Source organism: Coralloluteibacterium stylophorae (genome assembly GCF_018122625.2).
Classification (GTDB): domain Bacteria; phylum Pseudomonadota; class Gammaproteobacteria; order Xanthomonadales; family Xanthomonadaceae; genus Coralloluteibacterium; species Coralloluteibacterium stylophorae.
Genome location: NZ_JAGQFT020000010.1, coordinates 160,681 through 183,379, shown reverse-complemented (window position 1 = coordinate 183,379; position 22,699 = coordinate 160,681). Strand labels below are relative to the sequence as shown.

Genomic DNA, 22,699 nt, shown 5'->3' with positions numbered 1-22,699 from the left:
GGAACGCATCGCCGCGTCGCCCGCGATCGGGCCCGCCGAGTACGCGCGGCGGCGGCGCCAGGTCATGCGCATGGCCGGCGAGGAGGCGATCCTCATCCTCCCGGCCGCACCGGAGCGCGTGCGCAGCCTCGATTCGCACTACCGCTACCGCCAGGACAGCGACTTCCTCTACCTCAGCGGCTTCGAGGAACCCGACGCCGTGCTGGTGCTGGTGCCCGGCCGCGCGCACGGCGAGGCGCTGATGTTCTGCCGCGAGCGCGATCCGCACGGCGAGACCTGGCACGGCGCGCGCGCGGGGCACGAGGGCGCGGTCGACGCCTTCGGCATGGACGACGCCTACCCGATCGACGACCTGGACGAGATCCTCCCCGGCCTGCTGGAGGCGCGCTGCCGGGTGTACTACCACTTCGGCCGCGACGCCGAGTTCGACCTCAAGCTGATCGGCTGGGTGAACCGTTTCCGCGACGCGCTCCGGCGCGAAGGCCGGGCGGCGCACGAGTTCCTGGAGCTGGGCCACCTGCTGCACGAGTTCCGGCTGTTCAAGAGCCGCGACGAGCTGCGCCTGATGCGGCACGCAGCGCGCATCTCGGCGCTGGCCCATCGCGAGGCGATGCGGATCGCGCGGCCGGGCCTGCACGAGTACGAGGTCGAGGCGATCCTGCAGTACACCTTCCGCCGCCACGACGCGGTCGCGGCCTACACGCCGATCGTCGGTGCCGGCGCCAACGCCTGCGTGCTGCACTACATCGCCAACAACGCTCTCCTCGCCGATGGCGATCTGTTGCTGATCGACGCGGGCGCCGAGTACCGCGGCTATGCGTCCGACATCACCCGCACCTTCCCGGTCGGCGGCCGCTTCAGTCCCGCGCAGCGCGCGCTGTACCGGCTGGTGCTCGATGCGCAGGCGGCCGCGCTGGCCGAAGCCCGGCCCGGTCGAACCTGGAACGCGGTGCACGATGCCGCGGTCGCCGTGGTGACCGAGGGCCTCCTGCGCCTGGGCCTGCTCAAGGGGTCGCTGCAGCGCGCGCTGGCGGCCGAGTCCCACCGGCGCTTCTTCATGCACAAGACCGGCCACTGGCTGGGGCTCGACACCCACGACGTCGGCGAGTACCGCATCGATGGCGACCATCGCGAGCTGGAGCCGGGCATGGTGTTCGCGGTGGAGCCGGGCATCTACGTGCCGCCCGGCACCCCGGACGTGCCCGCGCAGTGGCAGGGGCTCGCGGTGCGCATCGAGGATGCCGTCGCGATCACCCGCGACGGCCACGAACTCCTCACCGGCGACGCCCCGCGCAATCCGGACGAGATCGAGGCGCTGCTGGCCGCGCGCTGAGCGGCCGGCAGCGCCACGCGCGACTCAGGCGCCTTCCGCGAAGGCGTCGCGGGTGAGGTTCTCCGGCGCGCCGTCGGTGCAGACGACGTCGTCCTCGATGCGCACGCCCCCGTAGGGGCGCAAGGCCTCGACGGCGTCCCAGTCGACGTGCCGCCCATGCTCGCCCGCGCGGAGCTTCGCCAGCAGCGTGTCGATGAAGTACAGCCCGGGCTCGATGGTCACGACCATGCCCGGCTCCAGCGTGCGGGTCAGGCGCAGGTAGGGATGCCCGTCGGGACGCTCGATGCTGCCGCCGGTCGCGGCGGCCTGGAAGCCGCCGACATCGTGGACCTGCAGGCCGATGAGGTGGCCGAGGCCATGCGGGAAGAAGGTGGCGGTGACGCCGCTGGTCACCATGTCGGCCGGCGCCATGCGCACGACGCCGGCATCCTGCAGCACGCCGGCCAGGCGCAGGTGCGCCTGCAGGTGCAGCTGGCGGTAGTCGGTGCCGGCGCGCACTGCGTCGCACAGCGCCAGCTCCTCGCGCTCGACGGCGTCGACGAAATCGGCGAAGCGGGTGCCGGGCCGCGTCCAGGTGCGGGTGATGTCGGTGGCATAGCCGGCGTGCTCGGCGCCGGCGTCGATCAGCAGCGAACGGTGCGCGTCGGGCAGCCCGGTCTGCCGGTGCTGGTAGTGCAGGGTCGCGCCGTGCCGGTTGAGGCCGACGATGCTGCCGTAGGGCAGGTCGAGGTCGGTGTGCGCGGTGGCGGCGAGGTAGGCACGGTGGATCGCGTCCTCGCTGCGGCCGTCGAGGAAGGCCTGGCGCGCGGCCCGGTGCCCCGGTACCGCGCGCCGCTGCGACAGGCGCATCAGCGCCAGTTCGTAGGGTGTCTTCCAGGCGCGGTGGTAGTGCAGGTGGTCGAGCACCGCCTGCGGGTTGTTCGGTGCGAAGCCCGGCAGTGCCGCGTCGTCCTCGCCGAGGATCGCAGCGCGGCCCTTCGGCAGCAGCGCCGCCGCTTCCTCCGGGGTGCGGATCACCTTGATCTCGAACTCGCCGGTCCAGTAGCCCTCCGGCGCGTCGGGCGGAAGGTGCCAGTAGTCGTCGGGCTGGTAGTAGGCCAGCAGCGGACGCTCGCCCGGGGTGTAGGCGATCCAGCTGTGCGCGTGGCGGGTCAGCGGGACCCAGTGCAGGAAGTGCGGGTTGGCCCGGAATGGATACGGGTTGTCGTCGAGGAAGTAGTACTTCTCGACGCCCGCCGGGATCAGCAGGTGGTCGAAACCGCCGCGCGCCAGCGCCGCATCGGCGCGGGCGGCGAGGGTCGCGACGTGGTCGCGGTACAGGGCGGGATCGATCGACATCGGCGCACTCCGGCAGAAGACAAGCGACCGTCCATTCTGCCGCATCGCCGCCGCAGCGTCGCGGGCGCCTCAGGCGTAGTGGCTGCCGGGGGCGTCGATCCACTCGCGGATGCGCACCACGTCCTCCGGCGCGACATCGATGAAGCGGAAGCCGACCCAGTACTGTCCCGGTACGGAGGCCACGTCCGACCACAGCTGGTGCGCACCCAGTTCGACGGTGTGCGCGTCGCCGTCCTCGCCGATGGTGAAGCGGAACTGGTACAGCGCGTCCTCGGTCAGCGGCGAGCCGCCGACCAGCAGCAGCCCGTTCTCCGACAGGTTGCCGATCCGTCCGATCTCCTGTTCGGTCATGGCATCGAGCACCGCGATCGTGTGCGCCACGCTGCGGCGGCGGGTCCTGCGGTACTCGTTCATGCGCCGGCTCCGACCGGGACCCGGCCCGCGAACGAGCGCAGGGCGGTGACGACGGCGCTCCAGGCACGGTCGACGACGTTGCCGCGCTCCGGCAGCACCGGGCGCACCTGGCCGATCGCCATGCTGCGCGCCAGCCAGTCCATCGCGTACTCGCCCACGCGCTGGCCGCGGTGGTTCACGAACAGCGTGTTGCCGGTGACCGTGCTGTACCAGGACAGCCGCCGGCGGACGCGATCGCCCTGCTGGTTGACGACGAAGTCGAACCAGGTACCGAAGGGCAGCGCGCGGATCTGCTGCAGGCAGGCCTGCTCCCTGTCGTTGAGCGCCGGCATCTCGGCGTCGCGCGTGGAGGCGGCGCGGTCGGTGCCGAGGCGGGCACGCGCCTTGAGCTTCATCGCCAGCTCGGTGCGCGAAGCGGGGTCCTCGTCCTCCGGGTCGGTGCGGGTCAGGCGCTGGGCGATGGCCGCGGCCTCGGCGTCGTGGTAGCCGACCTGGGCCAGTGCCTGCTCGATGTGCGTGCGCAGCGTATCGGCCTCATCCTGGCCGAGGTGGACATGCGCCTCGCGGCGCGGATCGGCGAGTTCGGCCAGCCGGCGGGCGGTGGCGAGTTCGCGGTCCCATTCGGTGGAGCGCTCGCCGTGGCGCAGCGCGGTCAGGGCCATCACGTCGGTCCAGGCCTGGCGCAGCAGGCTGCGGAAGAACTGCGGATGGTTGCGCCCTGCCAGCAGCGCATCCATGGCCTCGGAGGCGTGCAGCCGGGACAGCGCCAGCTTCTCCTTGCCGCGCGCGGCCTCGACGTGGCGCCGCTCGGCCACCTCGGCGCGGCGCATCACCGCCTGCAGCTGGCCGCTGAGGTCGCTGGAGAGCGTCTCGAACAGGCCGGGATCGCCGTCGGCCTCCTCCGCCGCGCGGTCCACCAGGCTGCCGAGGCGCTCGCCGAGGACGTCGTCGCCATCCTCCTCGTTGAGCCAGTACAGGCCGGTCTCGGCGATGTTGCTCAGCATCTCGCGGGCGGGATGCGCGCGCACGGTGAAGAAGCTGCGGTCGCGCAGCGCCACGCGCATCAGCGGGATCTGCAGCTTGCCCAGCAGCTTGGCGGCCGGGGTGTCCGGGCGCACGTCCTTCATCAGGTGGTCGAACAGCAGGGCGAGCAGGTCGATCGCGTCCTCGTCCTCGCCGGCCAGGCGCGGCGGCGGGTCGTCGCCGGCCTCGCGCGCGAGCGAGTCGAGCAGCATCTGCTTCAGGCGCGGCACCGAACCCAGCGGCGCGGGCTCGCGCAGCGCCTGCATCTGCAGCACGCCCAGCGCCGCCTGCACGCGTTCGGCCGGTACCTGCATTCCGGGGGCGGGAGGCGCCTGGGTCGCGGGGGCGAAGGCCTGCACGCCCGCTCCGGCCGCGGCGACCGCGCCGCCGCGGGTCGGGTCCTGGGCGAACTTGCCGATCAGTTCGCGACGGCCCGCCAGCAGCTTGCGCAGGACGTCGAAGGTCGCGGCGGACGGATCGGCCGGGTCCGGTGCCGGGGCCGGAGCCGGCGCCCCGCCCACGGCGGACCCCGGAGTCGCCGCCGTGGCTTGCGCCCCGGCCGCCGGCGTGCGCGGCGACGTGGCCTGGTCCACGGACGGCGGGTCGGCAGGCGCCTGCGCGGCGTGCTTCTCCGCGGGCGCCTGCTGCGGCGCCGGGCGCGCCCGCACCGGCACGAAGCGCAGCGTCGGCAGCACGCCCTGGCCGCACAGCCAGCTGTTGGCGGCTTCGGCGAAAGTCGGGTAGGCGCCCAGCGCCTGCCGCTCGAACACCCGCAGCAGCAGGAGACGGCATTCGGTATCGATGCCGAGGCAGGTGCTGGTCTCGTGCAGCATCCGGCTCAGGGCGTGCGGCCCGATCGGCAGCCGTTCGGCGTCGAAGGCCGGCTTGCCGGCGAGCACGCCGAAGCGCTGGCCGAGGAAGTAGACCGGCAGCCCGGCCCGTCCCTCGGCGCGGGTGCCGATCTCGCGGATCGCGGTGGCCTCGTCGATCTCGCTGGTGTCGACCAGGGCCAGGTCGCCCAGTCGTGCGGATGCGTCGGCGCTGGCGGCGGGCGCGTCCGGCTCCCGTACCGTGGCCAGGGCGTGCTCGAGCGCGATCAGGTAGCGCGGCAGGAGGTCGGCGCGGTTGCGCCGCACCATGCGCTGCGCCTCGAAGTAGCTGCCCTGCTGGGCTGCATTGCGCGCCTGCTCGGCGAGCTTGAACAGTTGCTGCTCGAAATCGCGCAGCGTGGCCTCGAGTCCCCGCTCGACCTCGTCGGCGGTGAACTCGAGCAGCCCGGTGAGGATGGTTCGGACGCGTCTCGGCAGGCCTTGCGACGCGAGCGTCGCCGAGCCGCTGTCGGACCGCGCACGCGATCGTGCGGTCGAGGCGGGCATGCTGCGATTCCTTGCTCAGTTCCCCCAGGACCCGCGAGGCGGGCCGGGAGGCATTCTAGGCACAAGGCGGACGCCCGCGCACCATGCACCTAGGGACGTCCTGCGCCCGCTTCCCAGCGCAGGGTGACCAGGCCGCTGCGCCCGGGCGTGGCGTAGCCGGCGGCCCAGGCGTAGTCGCGGTCGGCGAGGTTCTCGACCCGGGCCTCGAGCCTCCAGTCGCGCGCCAGCGGCCACTCCAGGCGCAGGTGGGCCAGGGCGAACGACGGCAGGCTGCCGCCGGTGTCGCGGCGCTCGCCGACGTAGTCGCCGTCGAGCCCGATCCCGACGCCGCCGGCGAAACGGTAGCCGAGGCCGACGTGGGCCTTGCGGCCCGCGCGGCGCAGGAGGTCGAGCCCGGTGCCGGCGTCCTCGGCGTCCTGCCAGGTGGCGTTGGCGTCGAGCCGCCACGGTCCGCGGACCAGGCCGTAGTCGAGCTCCACACCGTCGATCTCGGCGCGATCGATGTTGACGGCGCTGAAGTCGTCGCCGGCGAAGGCGATGAGGTCGTCGACGCGGCTGCGGAACACGCTCGCGCCGAGGCGCTGGCCCGGCGCGGGCGCGATGTCGAGGCCGGCCTCGAGCGTGCGCGAGCGCTCGGGGTCGAGTTCCGGGTTGCCGCCGTAGCCGTAGCCGACGTCGGGGTAGTAGAGCTCGCTGAAGCTCGGCGCGCGGAAGCCCTCGCCCCAGCTCAGGCGCGTGCGCAGCGCGTCGCTCGGCTGCCAGCCCCAGGCGGCGTTGCCGGTATCGGCGCTGCCGAACTGGCCGTTGTCGTCGTGGCGCGCGGCCAGGTCGAAGGTGTGCGCGCCGAAGTGCCCGGTCCAGGCGGCGAAGCCGGCGCGGTTGCTGCGCGAACGGTCGAACAGGGCGCCGGAGAAGGCATCGAGCGAGGTACCCCGCTCGCGCTGCCAGGCCAGGCCGAGGTTGAGCGTGTTGCGGGCGTCGAGCTCGAGCGTGTGGATCCAGTCGGCGCTGTCGCGGCGGCTCTCGAAGCGGCTGCCGTAGACGGGCGTGTCGACATCCTCGCGGGTGTGGCCGAGGGCGAGGCTGTGCGACCAGGCGCCGCCCAGTTCGCCGGCGAGGGTCACGCCGCCGGTGCGGGTCCCGGTCTCGGTACGGCCGTCGTCGAACTCGACGTCGCCCTCGGTCGCCAGCGCGTGCGCGACGAGCGCATGGCTGTCGCCCAGCGCGGTGCGCGCGTGCAGGCTCAGGTTGCGGTTGTGGTAGCCATCGTCGTCGGGGTCGTGGCCGAAGGCGTAGTCGGGCGTGGTCGCGGAGAAGCCGTCGAGGCGATCGACGCCGGCGACGACGCCGAACGCGCCGCGGACGCCGTCGATCCCGACGCCGGCGGTCGCGCCGCGACGGCCCCAGGATCCCGCGCGCGCCTCGGCGAAGGGAGTCGCCGGATCGCGGGTGAAGACGTGGATGACGCCGCCGATCGCGTCCGAACCCCACAGCGCCGCGCGCGGGCCACGCACGATCTCGATCCGCTCGATCTGGCCCAGCGGCAGGTTGGCGAAATCGAAGCCGCCCTGGTTGGTGGACGCTACGCGCACGCCGTCGACCAGCACCAGGACGTGATTGGAGTTGCCGCCGCGCAGGAACACGCTGCTGGCCGAGCCCGGGCCGCCGGTGCGGGCGACGTCCACGCCCACCTGGCGGCCGAGCAGGTCGATCAGGTCCGGCGCCTGGCTGGCCTCGATGGCGGCGCGGTCGAGCACGGTCACCGAAGCCAGCGCCTCGTCGACGGTCTGCGCACGGCGCGCTGCGGTGACCACGATGCGGTCGAGTTCGTGCGCGTCCTGGGCGGCGGCGGGCAGGGCCAGCGTGCAGGCGAGCACGAGCAGGGCGGGGCGGGGCGGGTGGCGCAGGGACATCGGGTTCTCCGGGAACGGTCGCGACGAGGCGCGTGCGGAGAACGGATGCGGCGCAGGCCGGCCGCCGACACCGGGGCCGTGGCTCGCCTGCTCCCGCTGGGTCGCCCTCCGCGACACGCCGGTGCCGGCGCGCGGACGGGCGCGCCGGGCCACGGGCCGGTCTCCGGGCTCATCGCTCGCGCACGCGGCGCGCACCTTCCGCCTTCCCACGCCGCACGCGGCGCAGTGGCCTGGTTGGAAGGTTGGAACGATCTACCGTTGCGGGGGCAGCGCCGGACTCACACCGGCTTCCCGTACACCTGCGGCGGGGGGAGTGTAGGCGTGGGGGACGGAAGCGGGAAGGGTGGTGCGGGAATCGGGGCCAGGGAACGGGGAACGGGGAACGGGGGAGGGGGACGGCTGTCGTTGCATTCACAGCCTACGGAGCGACACCTCACGGCCTACCGCTACGGCCCGTGTCCCTGTTCCCCGCTCCCTGTTCCCGCCTCATCCTCATCGCCATAGAACTTGATCCCGATCCGGATCCGCTCGCGCCCCTGGGCGCGGCGATGGCGGTTGGTATCGCGCAGCGAGTAGACGCAGCCGCAGTATTCCTGCTGGTAGAAGTGCTCGCGCTTGGAGATCTCGATCATCCGCGCGGCGCCTCCGCCCTTGCGCCAGTTGTAGTCCCAGTAGCTCATGCCCTCGTAGCGGCCGGCGGCGCGGGCGCCGCAGTCGTTGATCTGGGCCATGTTCTTCCAGCGCGAGATGCCGAGCGAGCTGGAAATCACCTTGAAGCCGTGCTCGTGCGCGTACAGCGCGGTGCGCTCGAAGCGCATGTCGAAGCACATCGTGCAGCGGATGCCGCGCTCGGGTTCGTCCTCCATGCCGCGGGCGCGGGCGAACCAGTTGTCGGTGTCGTAGTCGGCATCGACGAAGGGCACGCCGTGCTTCTCGGCGAAACGGATGTTCTCCTCCTTGCGCAGGAGGTACTCCTTCACCGGATGGATGTTGGGGTTGTAGAAGAAGATCGTGTAGTCGATGCCGGAGGCGGTGATCGCCTCCATCACCTCGCCCGAGCACGGCGCGCAGCACGAATGCAGCAGCAGCCTGTCGTGGCCGTCGGGGAGGGCGAGCTTGGGGCGGACGGGATCGTTCATGGCGGTCGGCGCGCAGCGGGCGCCGGGCGTGGCGGGAACGGCCGCCCATTATCCGCCACCGTCGACGCGATTGCAGGCTCGACCTGAACGCCCGCAGCTCACGCCGGTTCGATCCCGGCGCTGGCAGCGTCGTCCGCCTCCTCCTGCTGCACGAATGCGCATCCCATGGCGACGAAGACCGGATCCAGGCTCGTCATCTACGCGGCGCTCGCCGGCAACCTGCTGATCGCGCTGACCAAGTTCGGCGCCGCCGCGTTCACCGGCAGCGCCGCGATGCTGAGCGAGGGCGTGCATTCGCTGGTGGACACCGGCAACCAGGGGCTGCTGCTCTACGGCATGCATCGCGCGGCGAAGCCGGCCGATCGCAAGCACCCGCTGGGCCACGGCCGCGAGCTCTACTTCTGGAGCTTCATCGTCGCGCTGCTGGTGTTCGCGCTGGGCGCCGGCGTGTCGATCTACCAGGGCATCCATCACCTCGCGGAGCCAGAGCCGATCCAGAACCCGCGGGTCAACTACGTCGTGCTGGGCCTGTCGCTGCTGTTCGAGGGCAGCTCGTGGTTTCTGGCGCTGCGCGAGTTCCGCGGGCTCAAGGGCCGGCGCGGCTACATCGAGGCGGTCCGCCGCAGCAAGGACCCGACCACCTTCACCGTCCTGTTCGAAGACAGCGCGGCGCTGGTGGGGCTGCTGATCGCGCTCGCCGGGGTGGCGGGCGCGCAGCTCACCGGGCTCGCCTGGCTGGACGGCGCGGCCTCGATCGGCATCGGCCTGGTGCTGGCGGTCACCGCCGTGTTCCTGGCGCGCGAGACCAAGGCGCTCCTGATCGGCGAGGCCGCCTATCCGGAGACCGTGGCTTCGATCCTGCGCATCGCCGCCGACGATCCCGACATCGCCAGCGCCAACGGCGTGGTCTCGACCCAGCTCGGCCCGCAGCAGATCGTCATCGCGCTCAGCGCCGAGTTCGAGGACGGCCTCGACGCCCCGGCGATCGAGCGCGCGGTCCTGCGGGTGGAGCAGGCGATGCGCGCGGCGCACCCGGAGATCGTCGCGCTGTTCGTCAAGCCGCAGACCGCGGCGACCTGGCGCCGCGCCCGCGCCGCGCTCGACGGCGAGGCCTGAAGGCTCACGCCGGCCGGTAGTGGTCGACCTCGCGATAGCGCCGCGCGTACAGGCCGAATGCGATCGCGGCGAGGATGGCGAAGCCGGCGAAGAAGAACATCTGGAACGCGGTGACGCTCAGGCCGGTCTCGGCGATGGAGCCGGTGATGGCGTCGTTGCGCACCGCCGCGTTGGCCAGCAGCACCCACAGGTTGCCGATGGTGGTGGTGAGGTTCCAGAAGCTCATCACCGTGCCCTTCATCGAAGCCGGCGCCTGGCTGTAGGCGAACTCCAGCCCGGTCGCCGAGACCAGCACCTCGCCGAAGGTGAGCAGGGCGTAGGGCAGCACCTGCCAGACGATGGACATGGCGTTGCCGCCGTCCATCGCCACCTGGAACGCGCCCACCGCGATCCAGGACAGGCCGCTGAAGAAGATGCCTGCGGTCATGCGCCGCAGCGCGGTCGGCGCGATGCCGCTCCGGCGCAGCCAGGGGTACAGCACGAAGTTGTTGAACGGGATCAGGAGCATGACCAGGGCCGGGTTCAGCGCCTGCATCTGCGCGGCGGAGAACCACGAGGGCTTGGTCATGTCCACGCCCTGGATCACCCAGGTCGAGGCCTTCTGGTCGAACAGCGAGTAGAACGGCGTGACCAGGGCGAAGATCACCATCAGCCGCAGCACGCTGCGCACGCCCTCGATGGCGGCGTCGGGATGGATGCCGCGCGCGCGCTCGAGCTGCATCGCCGCGCCGCCGCCGACGCCGGCCAGCAGCAGCACCAGCGCCAGGCACAGGCCGATCACCACGCCCAGCGACGGCCAGCCGAAGGCCGCGGCGAGCGTCGCGTGCACGATCACCGCGGCCGCGCCGAGCACCGCGACCGCCGCGAGCCACAGTCCCGGCCGCGCGCCGTCGCCCGCCCACAGCGCGGTGCGCACCACGCGCAGGAAGGAATGCGGGTCCTTCGGCGGCAGCGGCGCGAACACGTAGCGATGGCGGCCGGCCCAGAACACGATCGTGGCCACCAGCATCAGCAGCCCGGGGATGCCGAAGGCGACGCTCGGCCCGAAGCTGCGCAGGAAGATCGGCATCAGCAGAGAAGCGAACAGCGAGCCGAAGTTGATGATCCAGTAGAAGGCGTCGAACACCACCTTGGCCAGGTGCTTGTTCGACTGGTCGAACTGGTCGCCCATGAACGAGGCCACCAGCGGCTTGATCCCGCCGGCGCCCAGCGCGATGAGGCCGAGGCCGGCGAAGAAGCCGCCGCGATGGTCCTCGAAGACCGCCAGGCAGGCGTGGCCGGCGACGTAGATCAGGCTGAACCAGAGGATGGTGTGGTACTTGCCGAAGAAGCGGTCGGCCAGGAACCCGCCCAGCAGGGGGAAGAAGTACACCCCGATCATGAAGGTGTGCAGGATGTCCTTGGCTTCGGTCTCGCGCTCGGTGCCGGCCAGGTGCTGCAGCAGCAGCGAGCTGATCAGGAACGGCACCAGGATGTTGCGCATCCCGTAGAAGGAGAAGCGCTCGCAGCCCTCGTTGCCGATGATGAACGGGATCTGCCGCGGCATGCGCGCGGTCGCGGTCTCGGCCATGGGTCTCCTGCGGGGTCGGGCGTTGCGTGACGGACCGGGCAGGGTACCCGAGCCTGCGTCCGCCTGCCGGCTGCCGCCCCCGACGACCGGACACGAAGACGCCGGCGCGAGGCCGGCGTCGTCGTGTCGCGATGGACGAGGCGCTTACTGCGCCCTGGCGGCCGCGTAGCGGCGCGCGACTTCCTTCCAGTCGACGACGTTGTAGAACGCCGCGATGTATTCCGGGCGGCGGTTCTGGTACTTCAGGTAGTAGGCGTGCTCCCACACGTCCAGGCCCAGGATCGGCGTGTTGCCGGAGCCGATGCCCTTCATCAGCGGGCTGTCCTGGTTGCCGGTGTGCTCGACCGCGAGCTTGCCGGCCTTGTCCACCACGAGCCAGGCCCAGCCGCTGCCGAAGCGGCTGATCGCGGCGTTGGTGAAGGCCTCCTTGAACTTGTCGAAGCCGCTCAGGTCGCTGTCGATCGCCGCGGCCAGCTCGCCGTCGGGCGTGCCGCCGCCGTCGGTCGACATCACCGTCCAGAACAGGCTGTGGTTGGCGTGGCCGCCGCCGTTGTTGCGGACCGGGGTGCGGATCTTCTCCGGCAGTGCGTCGATGTCGGCGATCAGCTGCTCGATCGGGCGGCCGGCGTATTCGGTGTCCTTGACCGCGTCGTTGAGCTTGTCGACGTAGGTCTTGTGGTGCTTGGAGTGGTGGATCTCCATCGTCTGCGCATCGACGTGCGGCTCCAGCGCGTCGTAGGCGTAGGGCAGGTCGGGGAGGGTGTATGCCATTGGAGTCTCCTTGGGTTGCGTGGGGCGGCCGGGACGGGCCCGGCCGGGCCGACAAGAATAGGTGTGCGCTGTTTCAGCCTGGGTGACGGAAATCGCACGCACTGTGTGGGGACGCGCACCGCGGTGCGCAAGCGCAGCCGCCATCGCGCTTCCGGACCACTACTCCTGGTCCTGCACCGGCGCGACCAGGCGCACCACGCTGGAGAAGTCGAGCCTGCCGTTGCCGGCCTTGCTGTTCATGGCGTAGAGGTTGCGCGCCAGCTCGCCCAGCGGCACCGGCGAGTTCGACTGCATCGCCGCCTCGACGGCGAGGCCGAGGTCCTTGAGCATCAGGTCGTTGCCGAAGCCGCCGGCGTAGCCGCGTGCGGCCGGCGCGGTGTCGATCACGCCCGGCCACGGATTGCACACCTCGGTCGCCCAGCTGCGGCCGGTGGAGACCGCCATCATGTCCGACAGCACTTTGGCGTCGAGGCCGTTGGCCACGCCCAGCGCGATGGCCTCTCCGGTGGCGGCCATGATCACCCCCAGCGCCATGTTGTTGCAGAGCTTGGCGACCTGGCCTGCGCCGCTGGCGCCGACGTGGAAGATGTTCCGGCCCATCGCCTCCAGCACCGGCCGCGCGCGCTCCAGCGCCTCGGCCTCGCCGCCGACGATGAAGGTCAGCGTGCCCGCCTGCGCGCCGGCGACGCCGCCGGAGACCGGCGCATCGATGGTCGCCAGGCCGCGCGCCTTCGCCGCCTCGGCGACCTTGCGCGCCGAGGCCGGGGCGATGGTGCTGCTGTCGATCACCAGGGCGCCGTCGGCGATGTGCGGCAGGATGCCGTCGTCGCCGAGATAGAGCCCCTCGACGTGGCGGCTGGCCGGCAGCATCGAGATGACGACCTCGGCGCCGGTCACCGCCTCGCGCGCGGACGGCGCGGCGGTGGCGCCGGCGGCGACGGCGGCGTCGAGCGCGGCCTGCACCAGGTCGAAGACGCGCACCTCGTGCCCGGCCTTGACGAGGTTCGCGGCCATCGGGCCGCCCATGTTGCCCAGGCCGATGAATGCGATGCGGGACATTGGGTTCTCCTGGTGGTCGTGCTGCAGGAAGCGGCCGGCGCGGCGCCGGCGCGGATCAGTCGCGGCCGAGATCGGCCAGCGGGTGGGTGCCGTCGCGCCACGGGCTGTCGAAGTAGGCCTGCGCCCAGGTGGCGTCGGCCGCCTCCAGCCGCGCCGGGTTCCAGGCCGGGGTCTGGTCCTTGTCGATCAGCAGGGCGCGGATGCCCTCGGCGAAGTCGCCGTGCGCGGCGCAGTGCACGGCGACCACGGCCTCCAGGCGGAATACGTCGGCCAGCGACAGCAGGCGGCTGCGCCGCTGCAGTTCCCAGGCCAGGCGCGCGGAGCCGGGCGCGCCGGCGGCCAGCGTGGCGCGCGCGCGGTCGAGCCAGGCGTCGCCCGGCGGCAGCGCGGCGATCGCCGCCACCGCCTCGTCCAGCGAGGCGTGGTTGCAGGCCTCGCGCACGAGGTCGAAGTGCGTGCGCAGCGGTCCGTGCGCGGGCGCGTCCGCCGGGGCGTGCGCCCGCAGCACCGCGGTGAGGCGGGCGGCGTCGGCATCGGCCGTGCGGGTCCACTCGGTCGCCGCGAGCGCGGCGAAGACCTCGTCCCTGCGCGCCTGTTCGACGAGGTGGTCGGCGAGGCCGGCGAACAGCGCATCGGCGGCATTGACCGGCGCGCCGGTCAGCGCGAGGAACAGGCCGCTGCGCGCGGGCAGCCGGTTCAGCACCCAGCTGCCGCCGACGTCGGGGAACAGGCCGACGCTGATCTCGGGCATAGCCAGCCGCGACTTCTCGGTGACCACGCGGTGGCTGGCGCCGGCCATGAGGCCCATGCCGCCGCCCATGACGATGCCGTGGCCCCACACCAGTACCGGCTTGGGATAGGTGTGGATGCGGTAGTCGAGCCGGTACTCGCGCTCGAAGAAGGCACAGGCGTAGGCGTTGCCGAGCACGTCGGCGACGTCGCCGCTGCGGTGCTCGCGGATGGTGCGGTAGAGCGAATGCAGGTCGCCGCCGGCGCAGAAGGCCTTCTCGCCCGCGCCCTGCAGCACCACCACGGCGATGCCCTCGTCGGCGGCCCAGGCGGTCAGCCGCGCGTCGAGCAGGTCGACCATCTCCAGCGACAGGCCATTGAGGGTCTTCGGCGCGTTGAGCGTGGCGATGCCGATGCGCGCGCCGCCGCCGGCCGCGCGCTCCTCGAACAGGACGGGGGCGTCGGTGGCCCCGCTCATGCGTTCTTCCACTCCGGCGTGCGCTTCTCCAGGAAGGCGTTGACGCCCTCGACCTGGTCCTGGGTGTCGAACAGGCCGAGGAAGCGCTCGCGTTCCAGCTCCAGTCCACGCGCCGGATGGCCATGGCGACCGTGCTGGATGAGCGTCTTGCTGGCCGCCACCGACGACGGGCTCTGCCGGTCGACCTTCGCCGCCAGCGCCAGCGCCGCCTCGAGCGCGCCGCCGGTCGGCACCACCTCCTCGACCGCGCCGATGCGCAGGGCGGTCTGCGCATCGATGCGCTCGCCGCACAGGATCAGGCGCTTGGCCCAGCCTTCGCCGACCAGGGCGGTGAGGTTCTGGGTGCCGCCGCCGCAGGGCAGCAGGCCCACGGTGGCCTCGGGCAGGGCGACCTGGGCCTGTTCCTCGATGATGCGGATGTCGCAGGCCAGCGCACATTCCAGGCCGCCGCCCATGGCGTAGCCGTTGATCGCGGCGATGGACACGCCGCGGAACGCCGACAGCGCCTCGAACGCGGCGCCGAAGGCCTCGGCCACCGGCCGCGCGGCCTCCTTGTCGCCGGAGGCGAACTGCTTGAGGTCGGCGCCGGCGGAGAAGAACTTCTGGCCCTGGCCGGTGATCACCAGGCTGTAGACGTCGCGACGGGCGTCGAGGTCGCGCACCAGCCGCTCCAGCGCGCGCAGGCTCTCGGTGGTCCAGGTGTTGGCCGGCGGGTTGTCGATCGTGACCAGCGCGGTGTGGCCGCGGATCTCGAGCGTCAGGTTCTGGTAGTCGCTCATCGAAGTTCCTCGTCGTTCTTGAGCAGGGCGCGCGAGACGATCACGCGCATGATCTCGTTGGTGCCTTCCAGGATCTGGTGCACGCGCACGTCGCGCAGCAGGCGCTCGATCGGGTATTCGCGGATGTAGCCGTAGCCGCCGTGCAGCTGCAACGCCTCGTTGACGATGCGGAAGCCGGCGTCGGTGGCGAAGGTCTTGGCCATCGCGCAGTAGGTCGTGGCCTCGCGCCGGCCGGCGTCGAGCTTGCTGGCCGCCAGGCGCACCATCTGCCGCGCCGCGGTGAGCTGGATCTGCATGTCGGCGAGCTTGAACTGCAGCGCCTGGAACTCCGAGAGGTTCCTGCCGAACTGCCTGCGCTCGGCCATGTAGCGGCGGGCGGCGTCGAGCGCGCCCTGCGCGGCGCCGACCGAGCAGGTGGCGATGTTGATGCGGCCGCCGTCCAGGCCCTTCATCGCGATCTTGAAGCCGTCGCCTTCCTCGCCCAGCAGGTTCTCCAGCGGGACGCGCACGTTCTCGAAGGTGATGCCGCGGGTGGGCTGCGAGTTCCAGCCCATCTTCTCTTCCTTGCGTCCGTAGGTGATGCCCTCCGCGTCGGCCGGGACCACGAAGGCGCTGATGCCGTTGGCGCCGGCGGTGCCGGTGCGGGCCATGACCACCAGCACGTCGGTCGCGCCGGCGCCGGAGATGAAGGCCTTGGACCCGTTGAGGACCCAGTGCTCGCCGTCCCGGTCCGCGCGCGTCTTCAGCGATGCGGCGTCCGAGCCCGAACCCGGCTCGGTCAGGCAGTAGGAGGCGAGCTTCTCGCCGGCGGTGAGCGGCGGGCCCCAGTGCTCGCGCACGGGCTGCGTCGCCCACTTGCCGATCATCCAGGTGGCCATGTTGTGGATGGTGATGAAGGCGGCGGTGGACGGATCGACCGCCGCCATCTCCTCGAATACCAGCGCCGCGTCCAGCCGCGGCAGGCCCAGGCCGCCGACGTCCTCGGCCGCGTACAGGCCGCAGAAGCCCAGCTCGCCGGACTTCCTGATCGCCTCGACCGGGAAGATGCCCTCGGCATCCCACTTCGCCGCATGCGGCGCGAGCTCGGCCCGGGCGTAGTCGCGGGCGGCCTCCTGGAAGGCGCGCTGCTCGTCGTTGAGTTCGAAATCCAAGGCGCGCTCCTACTTCAGGCTGATCGTGGTGTTGACGCCGTGCGCCAGCGTCTCGTCGTCGAACCAGCGTGCGGTGACCGTCTTGGTCTGGGTGTAGAAGGTGACCACCTGCTTGCCGTAGGGGCCGAGGTCGCCCAGCTTGGAGCCGCGCGAACCGGTGAACGAGAACAGCGGCACCGGCACCGGGATCGGCAGGTTGATGCCGACCTGGCCGACGTCGATCTCCTCCTGGAAGCGGCGCGCGGCGGCGCCGGACTGGGTGAAGATCGCGGTCCCGTTGCCGTTGGGGTTGGCGTTGATGATGGCGATCGCCTCGTCGAGCGAGTCGGCGGCCAGGATCACCAGCACCGGCCCGAAGATCTCCTCGTCGTAGATGCGCATGCCCGGCCTGACGCCGGAGAAGATGGTCGGGCCGACGAAGTTGCCGCGCTCGAAGCCCGGCACGCGCACCTCGCGACCGTCGAGCTCGAGCCTGGCGCCCTCGCGGGTGCCGGCCTCGATCAGGCCCTTGACCCGCTCGTGCGCGGCGCAGGAGATCAGCGGGCCGACGTCGGTGCCGGGCTCGGTGCCGGCGTTGACCCTGAGCGTCTTCGCCTTCTCCACGAGCTCGGGAATCCACGCCTGCGCCTCGCCGACCATCACCAGCGTGGAAGCGGCCATGCAGCGCTGGCCGGCGGCGCCGAAGGCCGCGCCGACCATGGCGTTGAGCGACTGTTCCTTGTTGGCGTCGGGCAGGATCACCGCGTGATTCTTGGCGCCCATCATGCACTGCGCGCGCTTGCCGGCGAGGGTCGCGCGGTTGTAGACGTGGGTGCCGACCCGGGTCGAGCCGACGAAGGACACGGCCTTGATGTCGGGGTGGTCGCAGATCGCGTTGACCACGTCCGGCCCGCCGTGCACCACGTTGAGCACGCCCTTCGGGATTCCCGCCTCGATCGCGAGCTCGACCAGGCGCATGGTCACCATCGGGTCCTGCTCGGACGGCTTGAGCACGAAGGTGTTGCCGGTGGCGATGGCCATCGGGAACATCCACAGCGGGATCATCGCCGGGAAGTTGAACGGGGTGATGCCGGCGCAGACGCCCAGCGGCTGCATGATCGTGTAGGTATCGACGCCGCCGGCGACGTTGTTGGCCATCTCGCCGAGCTGCAGGGTGCCGATGTTGGCGGCGTGCTCGACGACCTCCAGCCCACGGAACACGTCGCCCTCTGCGTCGGGCAGGGTCTTGCCCTGCTCGGCGGTGAGGATCGCGGCGAGTTCCTGCATGTGCTCGCGGATCAGCTGCTGGTACTTGAGGAAGATGCGCGCGCGCGCGCCAATCGGGGTCCTGCGCCAGGAGGCGAACGCGGCCTTGGCGCTGGCGACGGCGGCGTCGACCTCGGCGGCGGTGGCGAACGGCACCCGCGCCAGCACTTCCTGCGTGGCGGGGTTGATCACCTCGCGCCACTCGCTGCTCGTGGACTCGACGAAGTCGCCGTCGATCAGCAGCTTGACGGTCGGCACGTCGGCCTGGCGGGAATCGGTCATGGGATCTGCGTCTCCGGTTGCAGGCGTGCGCGGGGAGGGGTTCGCACGCGGGGATGGGGGACGGCACGCGGCGCGAAGCGCCGGAAGGCTCGTCGTCGTCGTCGCCGCGCGGGCGGTCGCGACGGGCCGGAAAGTCTATGCAGCGCCCGCGGAAACGTATTGTTGCGGCGCATCAGTCCGCGTCATCACGCGGCGTGGCGCGGCCTCAGTCGTCGCGCCCCACCTCCATCTGCGCGCCGTCTGCGCCGGCCGCCAGGTGCATCTCGATGGGGCGGCAGCACACCGGGCAGTCCTCGACGTAGTCGGCGTCGCCGGCGCTGGCGTCGACGAGCGTCTCGAAGCGCTCGCCGCAGTACGGGCAGCGCAGGTGCAGGCTTTCGATCATGCGCGCCAGCCTGACCGGCGGCGCGTCGCCGCCGCGTCGGCGGAACGTGTCACACGAAGGTCAGGCCGAGCGCGATGACCGCGCCGGTGGCCAGCAGCAGCATCAGGCAGTAGCCCATGATGTCGCGGATGCGCAGGCCGGCGATCGCCAGCAGCGGCAGGGCGAAGAAGGGCTGCAGCAGGTTGGTCCAGGCATCGCCCCAGGCGATCGCCATCACCACGTGCGGCAGGTCCGCGCCGAGCGCCTGCGCGGCCGGGATCATCACCGGTGCCTGCACCGCCCACTGGCCGCCGCCGGAGGGGATGAACATGTTCACCAGCCCGGCGGAGAGGAAGGTCCAGAACGGCAGGCTCTGCGCCGTGGCGAAGGAGGCGAAGCCCTGCGAGATCGTGGTCGCGAGACCGGACTGCACCAGGATCGCCATGATTCCGGCATAGAACGGGAACTGCACGACGATGCCGGCCGCGCCCGGGATCGCCTCCCTGAGCGCCGCGAGCAGGCGCGCAGGGGTGCGGTGCCCGACGATGCCCAGCATCAGGAAGGCGAAGTTCACGATGTCGAGGTTGAGCCCGCCGCCGCCGGCGAAGTGCAGGCCGAGGAAGACCAGGCCGGGGACGCCGACCAGCATCGACAGCAGCCAGTGGCGTTCGAGACGGTCGGCGGGCGAGGACGCCGTGGCGTCCGCGCGGGCTTCCGGCTCGGCCTCCGCGGGCGGTACGAACGGCACCGTGTCCTCCGGCTTCGGCGTCATCGCACGGGTCAGCAGCGGCACGACCACGGCCAGCGCCAGCACGATGGCGATGTTGAAGGTGGAGAAGAGGGTGGCCGAGGCCGGCATCAGCCCGATCGCCGGCTCGAAGGGATGGCCCGGGGTGGCCACGGTCAGCGGGATCGAGCCCGACAGCCCGCCGTGCCAGACGATGAAGCCGCCGTAGGCCGAGGCGACCAGCAGCCGGTAGTCGACCCGCACCGCACGTGCGACCTCGCGCGCCAGCAGGGCGCCGACCACCAGGCCGAAGCCCCAGTTGATCCAGTTCGCGGCGATCGAGACCAGGGTGACCAGCACCACCGCGCCGCGCGGCGTGCTGCAGCGCGTGCCCAGCCAGCGCAGCAGGCGCGCCATGGGCGGGGTCCTGGCGAGGATGAAGCCGGTCACCAGCACCAGCACCATCTGCATCGAGAACCCGAGCAGCGCCCAGAATCCACCGCCCCAGATCCGCACCAGCGCGAGCGGCGGCGTGCCCTTCACGACGAGGGCGCCGAGCGCGGCGAGCGCGGTGAACACCAGCACGAACACGTAGGAGTCCGGCAGCCAGCGCTCCACCATGCGCACCGAGAGGCGGGTCAGGCGTTGGAACATGGCGGGGCTCCGCGCGGGGGACGCGGCGAAGAGTACGACCGGCGCGACCGGGGCGTGCTAGACAGGGGGCGCCGCCGCATCCAGGAGCCGCCATGGCCTTCACCCTGCCCGATCTCTGCGACGCCCACGCCGACGCCGTGCGCGTCATGGATCCGGTGTTCCGCGACTTCGGCGGGCGCCGCGCGTTCCACGGCCGTGCGGTCACGGTGGCCTGCTTCGAGGACAACTCCCGCATCCGCGACCTCGTCGCCCGGCCGGGCCTGGGCCGCGTGCTGGCGGTGGACGGCGCGGGCTCGCTGCGTCGCGCCCTGCTCGGCGACCAGCTCGCGCAGCAGGCGCTGGCCAATGGCTGGAGCGGCCTGGTGATCCACGGCTGCGTGCGCGACGTGGAGGTGCTGGCCACGCTCGACCTCGGCGTGCGCGCGCTGGCGGCGCATCCGATGAAGACGGAGAAGAAGGGGCTCGGCGAGGTCGACGTGCCGCTGGCCTTCGCCGGCGTGCACATCGCGCCCGGCGAATGGATCTACGCCGACGCCAACGGCATCGCGGTCGCCGCCGCGGAACTGGCCTGAGCCGGCGGCCTCAGAGGAACAGGGTCATCGCGTCGTTGCTGAAGCGACGACCGAGCTCGGTCGGACGGATGCGCCCGCCGTCGCGCTCCACGTAGCCCCGCGCCAGCGCCGCCGCCAGCGGCGCGGCGATCGCCGCGCGCGACAGGCCGGTGCGCCGCTCGAAGTCGCCCAGGTCGAAGCCCTCGACCAGGCGCAGCGCGTTGAGCACGTACTCGAACGGACGCGCTTCCGGCGCGATCGCCTCGTCGCCGCCGATGCGCGCCGGCGAGGCGGCGTCGCGCAGGTAGGTGGACGGATGCCGGTGCTTCCAGCGCCGCAGGATGCTGCCGTCGCTGCCCTGGCTGATCTTGCCGTGGGCGCCGGCGCCGATGCCGAGGTAGTCGCCGTAGCGCCAGTAGTTGAGGTTGTGCGCGCACTGCCGCCCGGCGCGGGCGTAGGCCGAGGTCTCGTACTGCACGTAGCCGTGCGCGGCCAGCAGCGCCTGGCAGTGCTCCTGCATCGCCCAGGCGGCGTCGTCCTCGGGGATGCCGGCCGGCGGCCTGGCGAAGAACAGCGTGTTGGGCTCCAGCGTGAGCTGGTAATGGCTGATGTGCGCCGGCTCCAGCGCGAAGGCGCGTTCGAGGTCGCGCCCGGCCATGGTCAGGTCCTGGCCGGGCAGGGCGTACATCAGGTCGAGGTTGATGTCGTCGAAGCCCGCCGCCTGCGCCAGGCGCACCGCGGCCTCCGCCTCGGCGCTGTCGTGGATGCGGCCGAGCCGGGCCAGGCAGCCGTCGTCGAAGCTCTGGATACCGAAGGACAGCCGGTTCACCCCGGCGGCGCGGTAGCCCTCGAAGCGGCCGTGCTCGGCGGTGCCCGGATTGGTCTCCAGCGTGATCTCGGCGGCGGGCGCGAAGCGCAGCCGCGCCGCGGCGGCATCGAGGATGCGGCCGATGGCCTCGGGCGGGAACAGGCTCGGCGTGCCGCCGCCGAAGAACACGCTGTGCACGGTGCGGCCCCAGACCAGCGGCAGGTCCTGCTCGAGGTCGGCGACGAGCGCGTCGACGTAGGCATCCACCGGCAGCGCCCCCTTCTGCCCGTGCGAGTTGAAGTCGCAGTAGGGGCATTTGCGCACGCACCACGGGATGTGGACGTACAGCGAGAGCGGCGGCGGGATCAGGGCGACGGCGGACATGGCGTGCGGGTGCGGCCCGCGCCTGGCTCAGCGCAGCGCGGCGAGCGCCGTGCGCAGCCGCTCCAGCGCGCGCGCGCGGTGGCTGATGCGGTTCTTGAGCGCGGGCTCCATCTCGGCGGCGGTGAGCCCGTGCGCGGGATCGAGGAAGACCGGGTTGTAGCCGAAGCCGTGGCTGCCGCGCGGCGCCTCGAGGATCCTGCCCTCCCAGCTGCCCTCGGCGACCAGCGGCTGCGGATCGGCGGCGTGGCGCAGCAGCACGATGACCGCATGGAAGCGCGCGCTGCGCCGCTCCGCCGGCACACCCTGCAGAGCGGCGATGAGCTTGGCGTTGTTGGCCGCGTCGTCGGTCGGCGATCCGGCGTAGCGTGCGCTGTAGAGCCCCGGCGCGCCGTCGAGCGCATCGACGATGAGCCCGGAGTCGTCGGCCAGCGCCGGCAGGCCGGTGGCCTCGGCCGCGTGGCGCGCCTTGATCAGCGCGTTCTCGACGAAGGTGAGCCCGGTCTCGGGCACGTCGCCGACACCGAGCTCGGACTGCGGCACCAGGTCGTGGCCGCAGCCGGCGAGCAGGGCGCCGAGTTCGGCGAGCTTGCCGCGGTTGCCGGAGGCGAGGACGATCTTCATGGGACGGGCGGGATGAAGCGGGAACGGGAAACCGGGAACGGGAGGCGCGCGCGGACCGGCCGCGCAGCTCTGCGCATGCGCATCGGCGGAGCCGCAGGGCGGGTCCCGTGCGCGGTCATGCCGCGAGGGCCGCGCGCTGCAGGGCGATCAGTTCGGCGATGCCCTTCTCGGCGAGTGCGCTCATCGCGTCGAGCTCGTCGCGGCGGAAGGCATGGCCCTCGGCGGTGCCCTGCAGTTCGATGAAGCCGCCGCCGTCGTTCATGACCACGTTCATGTCGGTGTCGCAGGCGGAATCCTCGGCATAGTCCAAGTCCAGCACCGGCACGCCCTGGAAGATGCCGACCGACACCGCGGCGACGGCGCCGTGGATCGGGTCGCGGGTGATGGCGCCGCGCTTCTTCAGCCAGGCGACCGCATCGACCAGCGCCACGTAGGCGCCGGTGATCGCCGCGGTGCGGGTGCCGCCGTCGGCCTGCAGCACGTCGCAGTCCAGCGTGATCGTGCGCTCGCCCAGCGCGCCGCGGTCGACGCAGGCGCGCAGGCTGCGCCCGATCAGGCGCTGGATCTCGAGCGTGCGCCCGCCCTGCTTGCCGCGCGCGGCCTCGCGGTCGTTGCGGCTGTTGGTCGCGCGCGGGAGCATTCCGTATTCGGCGGTCACCCAGCCTTCGCCCTTGCCGCGCAGGAAGCCCGGCGCGCGGTTGTCGACGCTGGCCGTGCACAGCACGCGGGTGTCGCCGAAGGACACCAGCACCGAGCCCTCCGCATGGCGGGTGTAGTGGCGCTCGATGCGGACGGGGCGCAGCGCGTCGGGCGCGCGACCGCTGGGGCGGGCGACGGTCATGGTGGGCGTGCTCGGGGAAAAAACGGGCCGCGT

General features: G+C 72.1%; 20 protein-coding genes and 1 riboswitch. Of the genes, 3 read left to right on the top strand and 17 right to left on the bottom strand.

Translation table 11 applies throughout. The features are described 5' to 3' along the window. Window positions 1-7: 7 nt before the first annotated feature. Complete coding sequence (locus KB893_RS14910) at window positions 8-1,333, top strand: aminopeptidase P N-terminal domain-containing protein (RefSeq protein ID WP_338026973.1); 1,326 nt, start codon at window positions 8-10, stop codon at window positions 1,331-1,333. Between the two features lie 24 nt (window positions 1,334-1,357). Here KB893_RS14910 and pepQ read toward each other — a convergent pair whose 3' ends face one another. The 5 genes from pepQ to KB893_RS14885 form a co-directional block, all read right to left on the bottom strand. Further along, entirely contained in the window at window positions 1,358-2,671 is a 1,314-nt protein-coding gene (gene pepQ / locus KB893_RS14905) for a Xaa-Pro dipeptidase (protein ID WP_211927577.1), read from the bottom strand. 69 nt (window positions 2,672-2,740) lie between these two features. Continuing rightward, on the bottom strand, window positions 2,741-3,085 hold the full coding sequence (locus tag KB893_RS14900) for a PilZ domain-containing protein (protein ID WP_211927576.1): 345 nt from the start codon (window positions 3,083-3,085) through the stop codon (window positions 2,741-2,743). After that, the gene (locus KB893_RS14895) at window positions 3,082-5,484 is read right to left on the bottom strand and encodes a DUF1631 family protein (protein ID WP_211927575.1); all 2,403 of its coding nucleotides are present in this window, start codon (window positions 5,482-5,484) and stop codon (window positions 3,082-3,084) included. Before KB893_RS14895 ends, KB893_RS14900 begins: the two co-directional genes overlap by 4 nt. Before the next feature lie 89 nt (window positions 5,485-5,573). Next, window positions 5,574-7,397 (bottom strand): TonB-dependent receptor domain-containing protein, encoded by a 1,824-nt coding sequence (locus tag KB893_RS14890; RefSeq protein ID WP_213173829.1) that lies wholly within the window; start codon window positions 7,395-7,397, stop codon window positions 5,574-5,576. Between the two features lie 137 nt (window positions 7,398-7,534). Continuing rightward, window positions 7,535-7,715: riboswitch (cobalamin riboswitch) on the bottom strand. A 128-nt stretch (window positions 7,716-7,843) separates the two neighbouring features. Beyond that, entirely contained in the window at window positions 7,844-8,536 is a 693-nt protein-coding gene (locus KB893_RS14885; RefSeq protein WP_211927865.1) for an epoxyqueuosine reductase QueH, read from the bottom strand. Window positions 8,537-8,701: 165 nt separating this feature from the next. On the opposite strand from KB893_RS14885, the gene KB893_RS14880 reads away from it, so the two are divergent. Continuing rightward, entirely contained in the window at window positions 8,702-9,652 is a 951-nt protein-coding gene (locus KB893_RS14880) for a cation diffusion facilitator family transporter (protein WP_211927866.1), read from the top strand. A gap of 4 nt (window positions 9,653-9,656) precedes the next feature. Here the strand turns inward: KB893_RS14880 and KB893_RS14875 are convergent, their stop codons facing one another. From KB893_RS14875 to KB893_RS14835, 9 genes are all read right to left on the bottom strand, one after another. Then, window positions 9,657-11,222 (bottom strand): POT-type proton-dependent oligopeptide transporter, encoded by a 1,566-nt coding sequence (locus KB893_RS14875; RefSeq protein WP_211927867.1) that lies wholly within the window; start codon window positions 11,220-11,222, stop codon window positions 9,657-9,659. Between the two features lie 144 nt (window positions 11,223-11,366). Continuing rightward, the gene (locus tag KB893_RS14870; RefSeq protein ID WP_211927868.1) at window positions 11,367-11,993 is read right to left on the bottom strand and encodes a superoxide dismutase; all 627 of its coding nucleotides are present in this window, start codon (window positions 11,991-11,993) and stop codon (window positions 11,367-11,369) included. A 159-nt stretch (window positions 11,994-12,152) separates the two neighbouring features. Then, on the bottom strand, window positions 12,153-13,052 hold the full coding sequence (gene mmsB, locus KB893_RS14865; protein ID WP_213173828.1) for a 3-hydroxyisobutyrate dehydrogenase: 900 nt from the start codon (window positions 13,050-13,052) through the stop codon (window positions 12,153-12,155). A gap of 55 nt (window positions 13,053-13,107) precedes the next feature. Further along, window positions 13,108-14,259, bottom strand: coding sequence for an enoyl-CoA hydratase/isomerase family protein (locus KB893_RS14860; RefSeq protein WP_211927930.1), 1,152 nt, complete (start codon window positions 14,257-14,259; stop codon window positions 13,108-13,110). Beyond that, entirely contained in the window at window positions 14,256-15,038 is a 783-nt protein-coding gene (locus KB893_RS14855; RefSeq protein WP_211927931.1) for an enoyl-CoA hydratase, read from the bottom strand. Before KB893_RS14855 ends, KB893_RS14860 begins: the two co-directional genes overlap by 4 nt. Then, a complete protein-coding gene (locus KB893_RS14850) occupies window positions 15,035-16,189 on the bottom strand; it encodes an acyl-CoA dehydrogenase family protein (protein WP_213173827.1) in 1,155 nt (384 codons plus the stop codon). The genes KB893_RS14855 and KB893_RS14850 overlap by 4 nt, the downstream gene beginning before the upstream one ends. Window positions 16,190-16,198: 9 nt before the next feature. Then, window positions 16,199-17,716: a CoA-acylating methylmalonate-semialdehyde dehydrogenase gene (locus KB893_RS14845; RefSeq protein WP_213173826.1), complete on the bottom strand. Its 1,518-nt coding sequence runs from the start codon at window positions 17,714-17,716 to the stop codon at window positions 16,199-16,201. A gap of 205 nt (window positions 17,717-17,921) precedes the next feature. Next, window positions 17,922-18,101: a CPXCG motif-containing cysteine-rich protein gene (locus KB893_RS14840; protein ID WP_211928180.1), complete on the bottom strand. Its 180-nt coding sequence runs from the start codon at window positions 18,099-18,101 to the stop codon at window positions 17,922-17,924. Between the two features lie 49 nt (window positions 18,102-18,150). Beyond that, a complete protein-coding gene (locus tag KB893_RS14835; protein ID WP_211928181.1) occupies window positions 18,151-19,461 on the bottom strand; it encodes a short-chain fatty acid transporter in 1,311 nt (436 codons plus the stop codon). A 92-nt stretch (window positions 19,462-19,553) separates the two neighbouring features. Here KB893_RS14835 and rraA point away from each other — a divergent pair, with 92 nt between their 5' ends. Beyond that, on the top strand, window positions 19,554-20,033 hold the full coding sequence (gene rraA, locus KB893_RS14830; protein ID WP_211928182.1) for a ribonuclease E activity regulator RraA: 480 nt from the start codon (window positions 19,554-19,556) through the stop codon (window positions 20,031-20,033). A 10-nt stretch (window positions 20,034-20,043) separates the two neighbouring features. On the opposite strand, the gene hemW is transcribed toward rraA, so the two are convergent. The 3 genes from hemW to rph form a co-directional block, all read right to left on the bottom strand. Then, window positions 20,044-21,204 (bottom strand): radical SAM family heme chaperone HemW, encoded by a 1,161-nt coding sequence (gene hemW, locus KB893_RS14825; protein WP_213173825.1) that lies wholly within the window; start codon window positions 21,202-21,204, stop codon window positions 20,044-20,046. A 27-nt stretch (window positions 21,205-21,231) separates the two neighbouring features. Next, window positions 21,232-21,825, bottom strand: a complete 594-nt coding sequence (gene rdgB, locus KB893_RS14820) for an RdgB/HAM1 family non-canonical purine NTP pyrophosphatase (RefSeq protein ID WP_211928201.1) — start codon at window positions 21,823-21,825, stop codon at window positions 21,232-21,234. 115 nt (window positions 21,826-21,940) lie between these two features. Next, window positions 21,941-22,666, bottom strand: coding sequence for a ribonuclease PH (rph, locus tag KB893_RS14815; RefSeq protein ID WP_213173824.1), 726 nt, complete (start codon window positions 22,664-22,666; stop codon window positions 21,941-21,943). Between the last annotated feature and the right edge of the window lie 33 nt (window positions 22,667-22,699).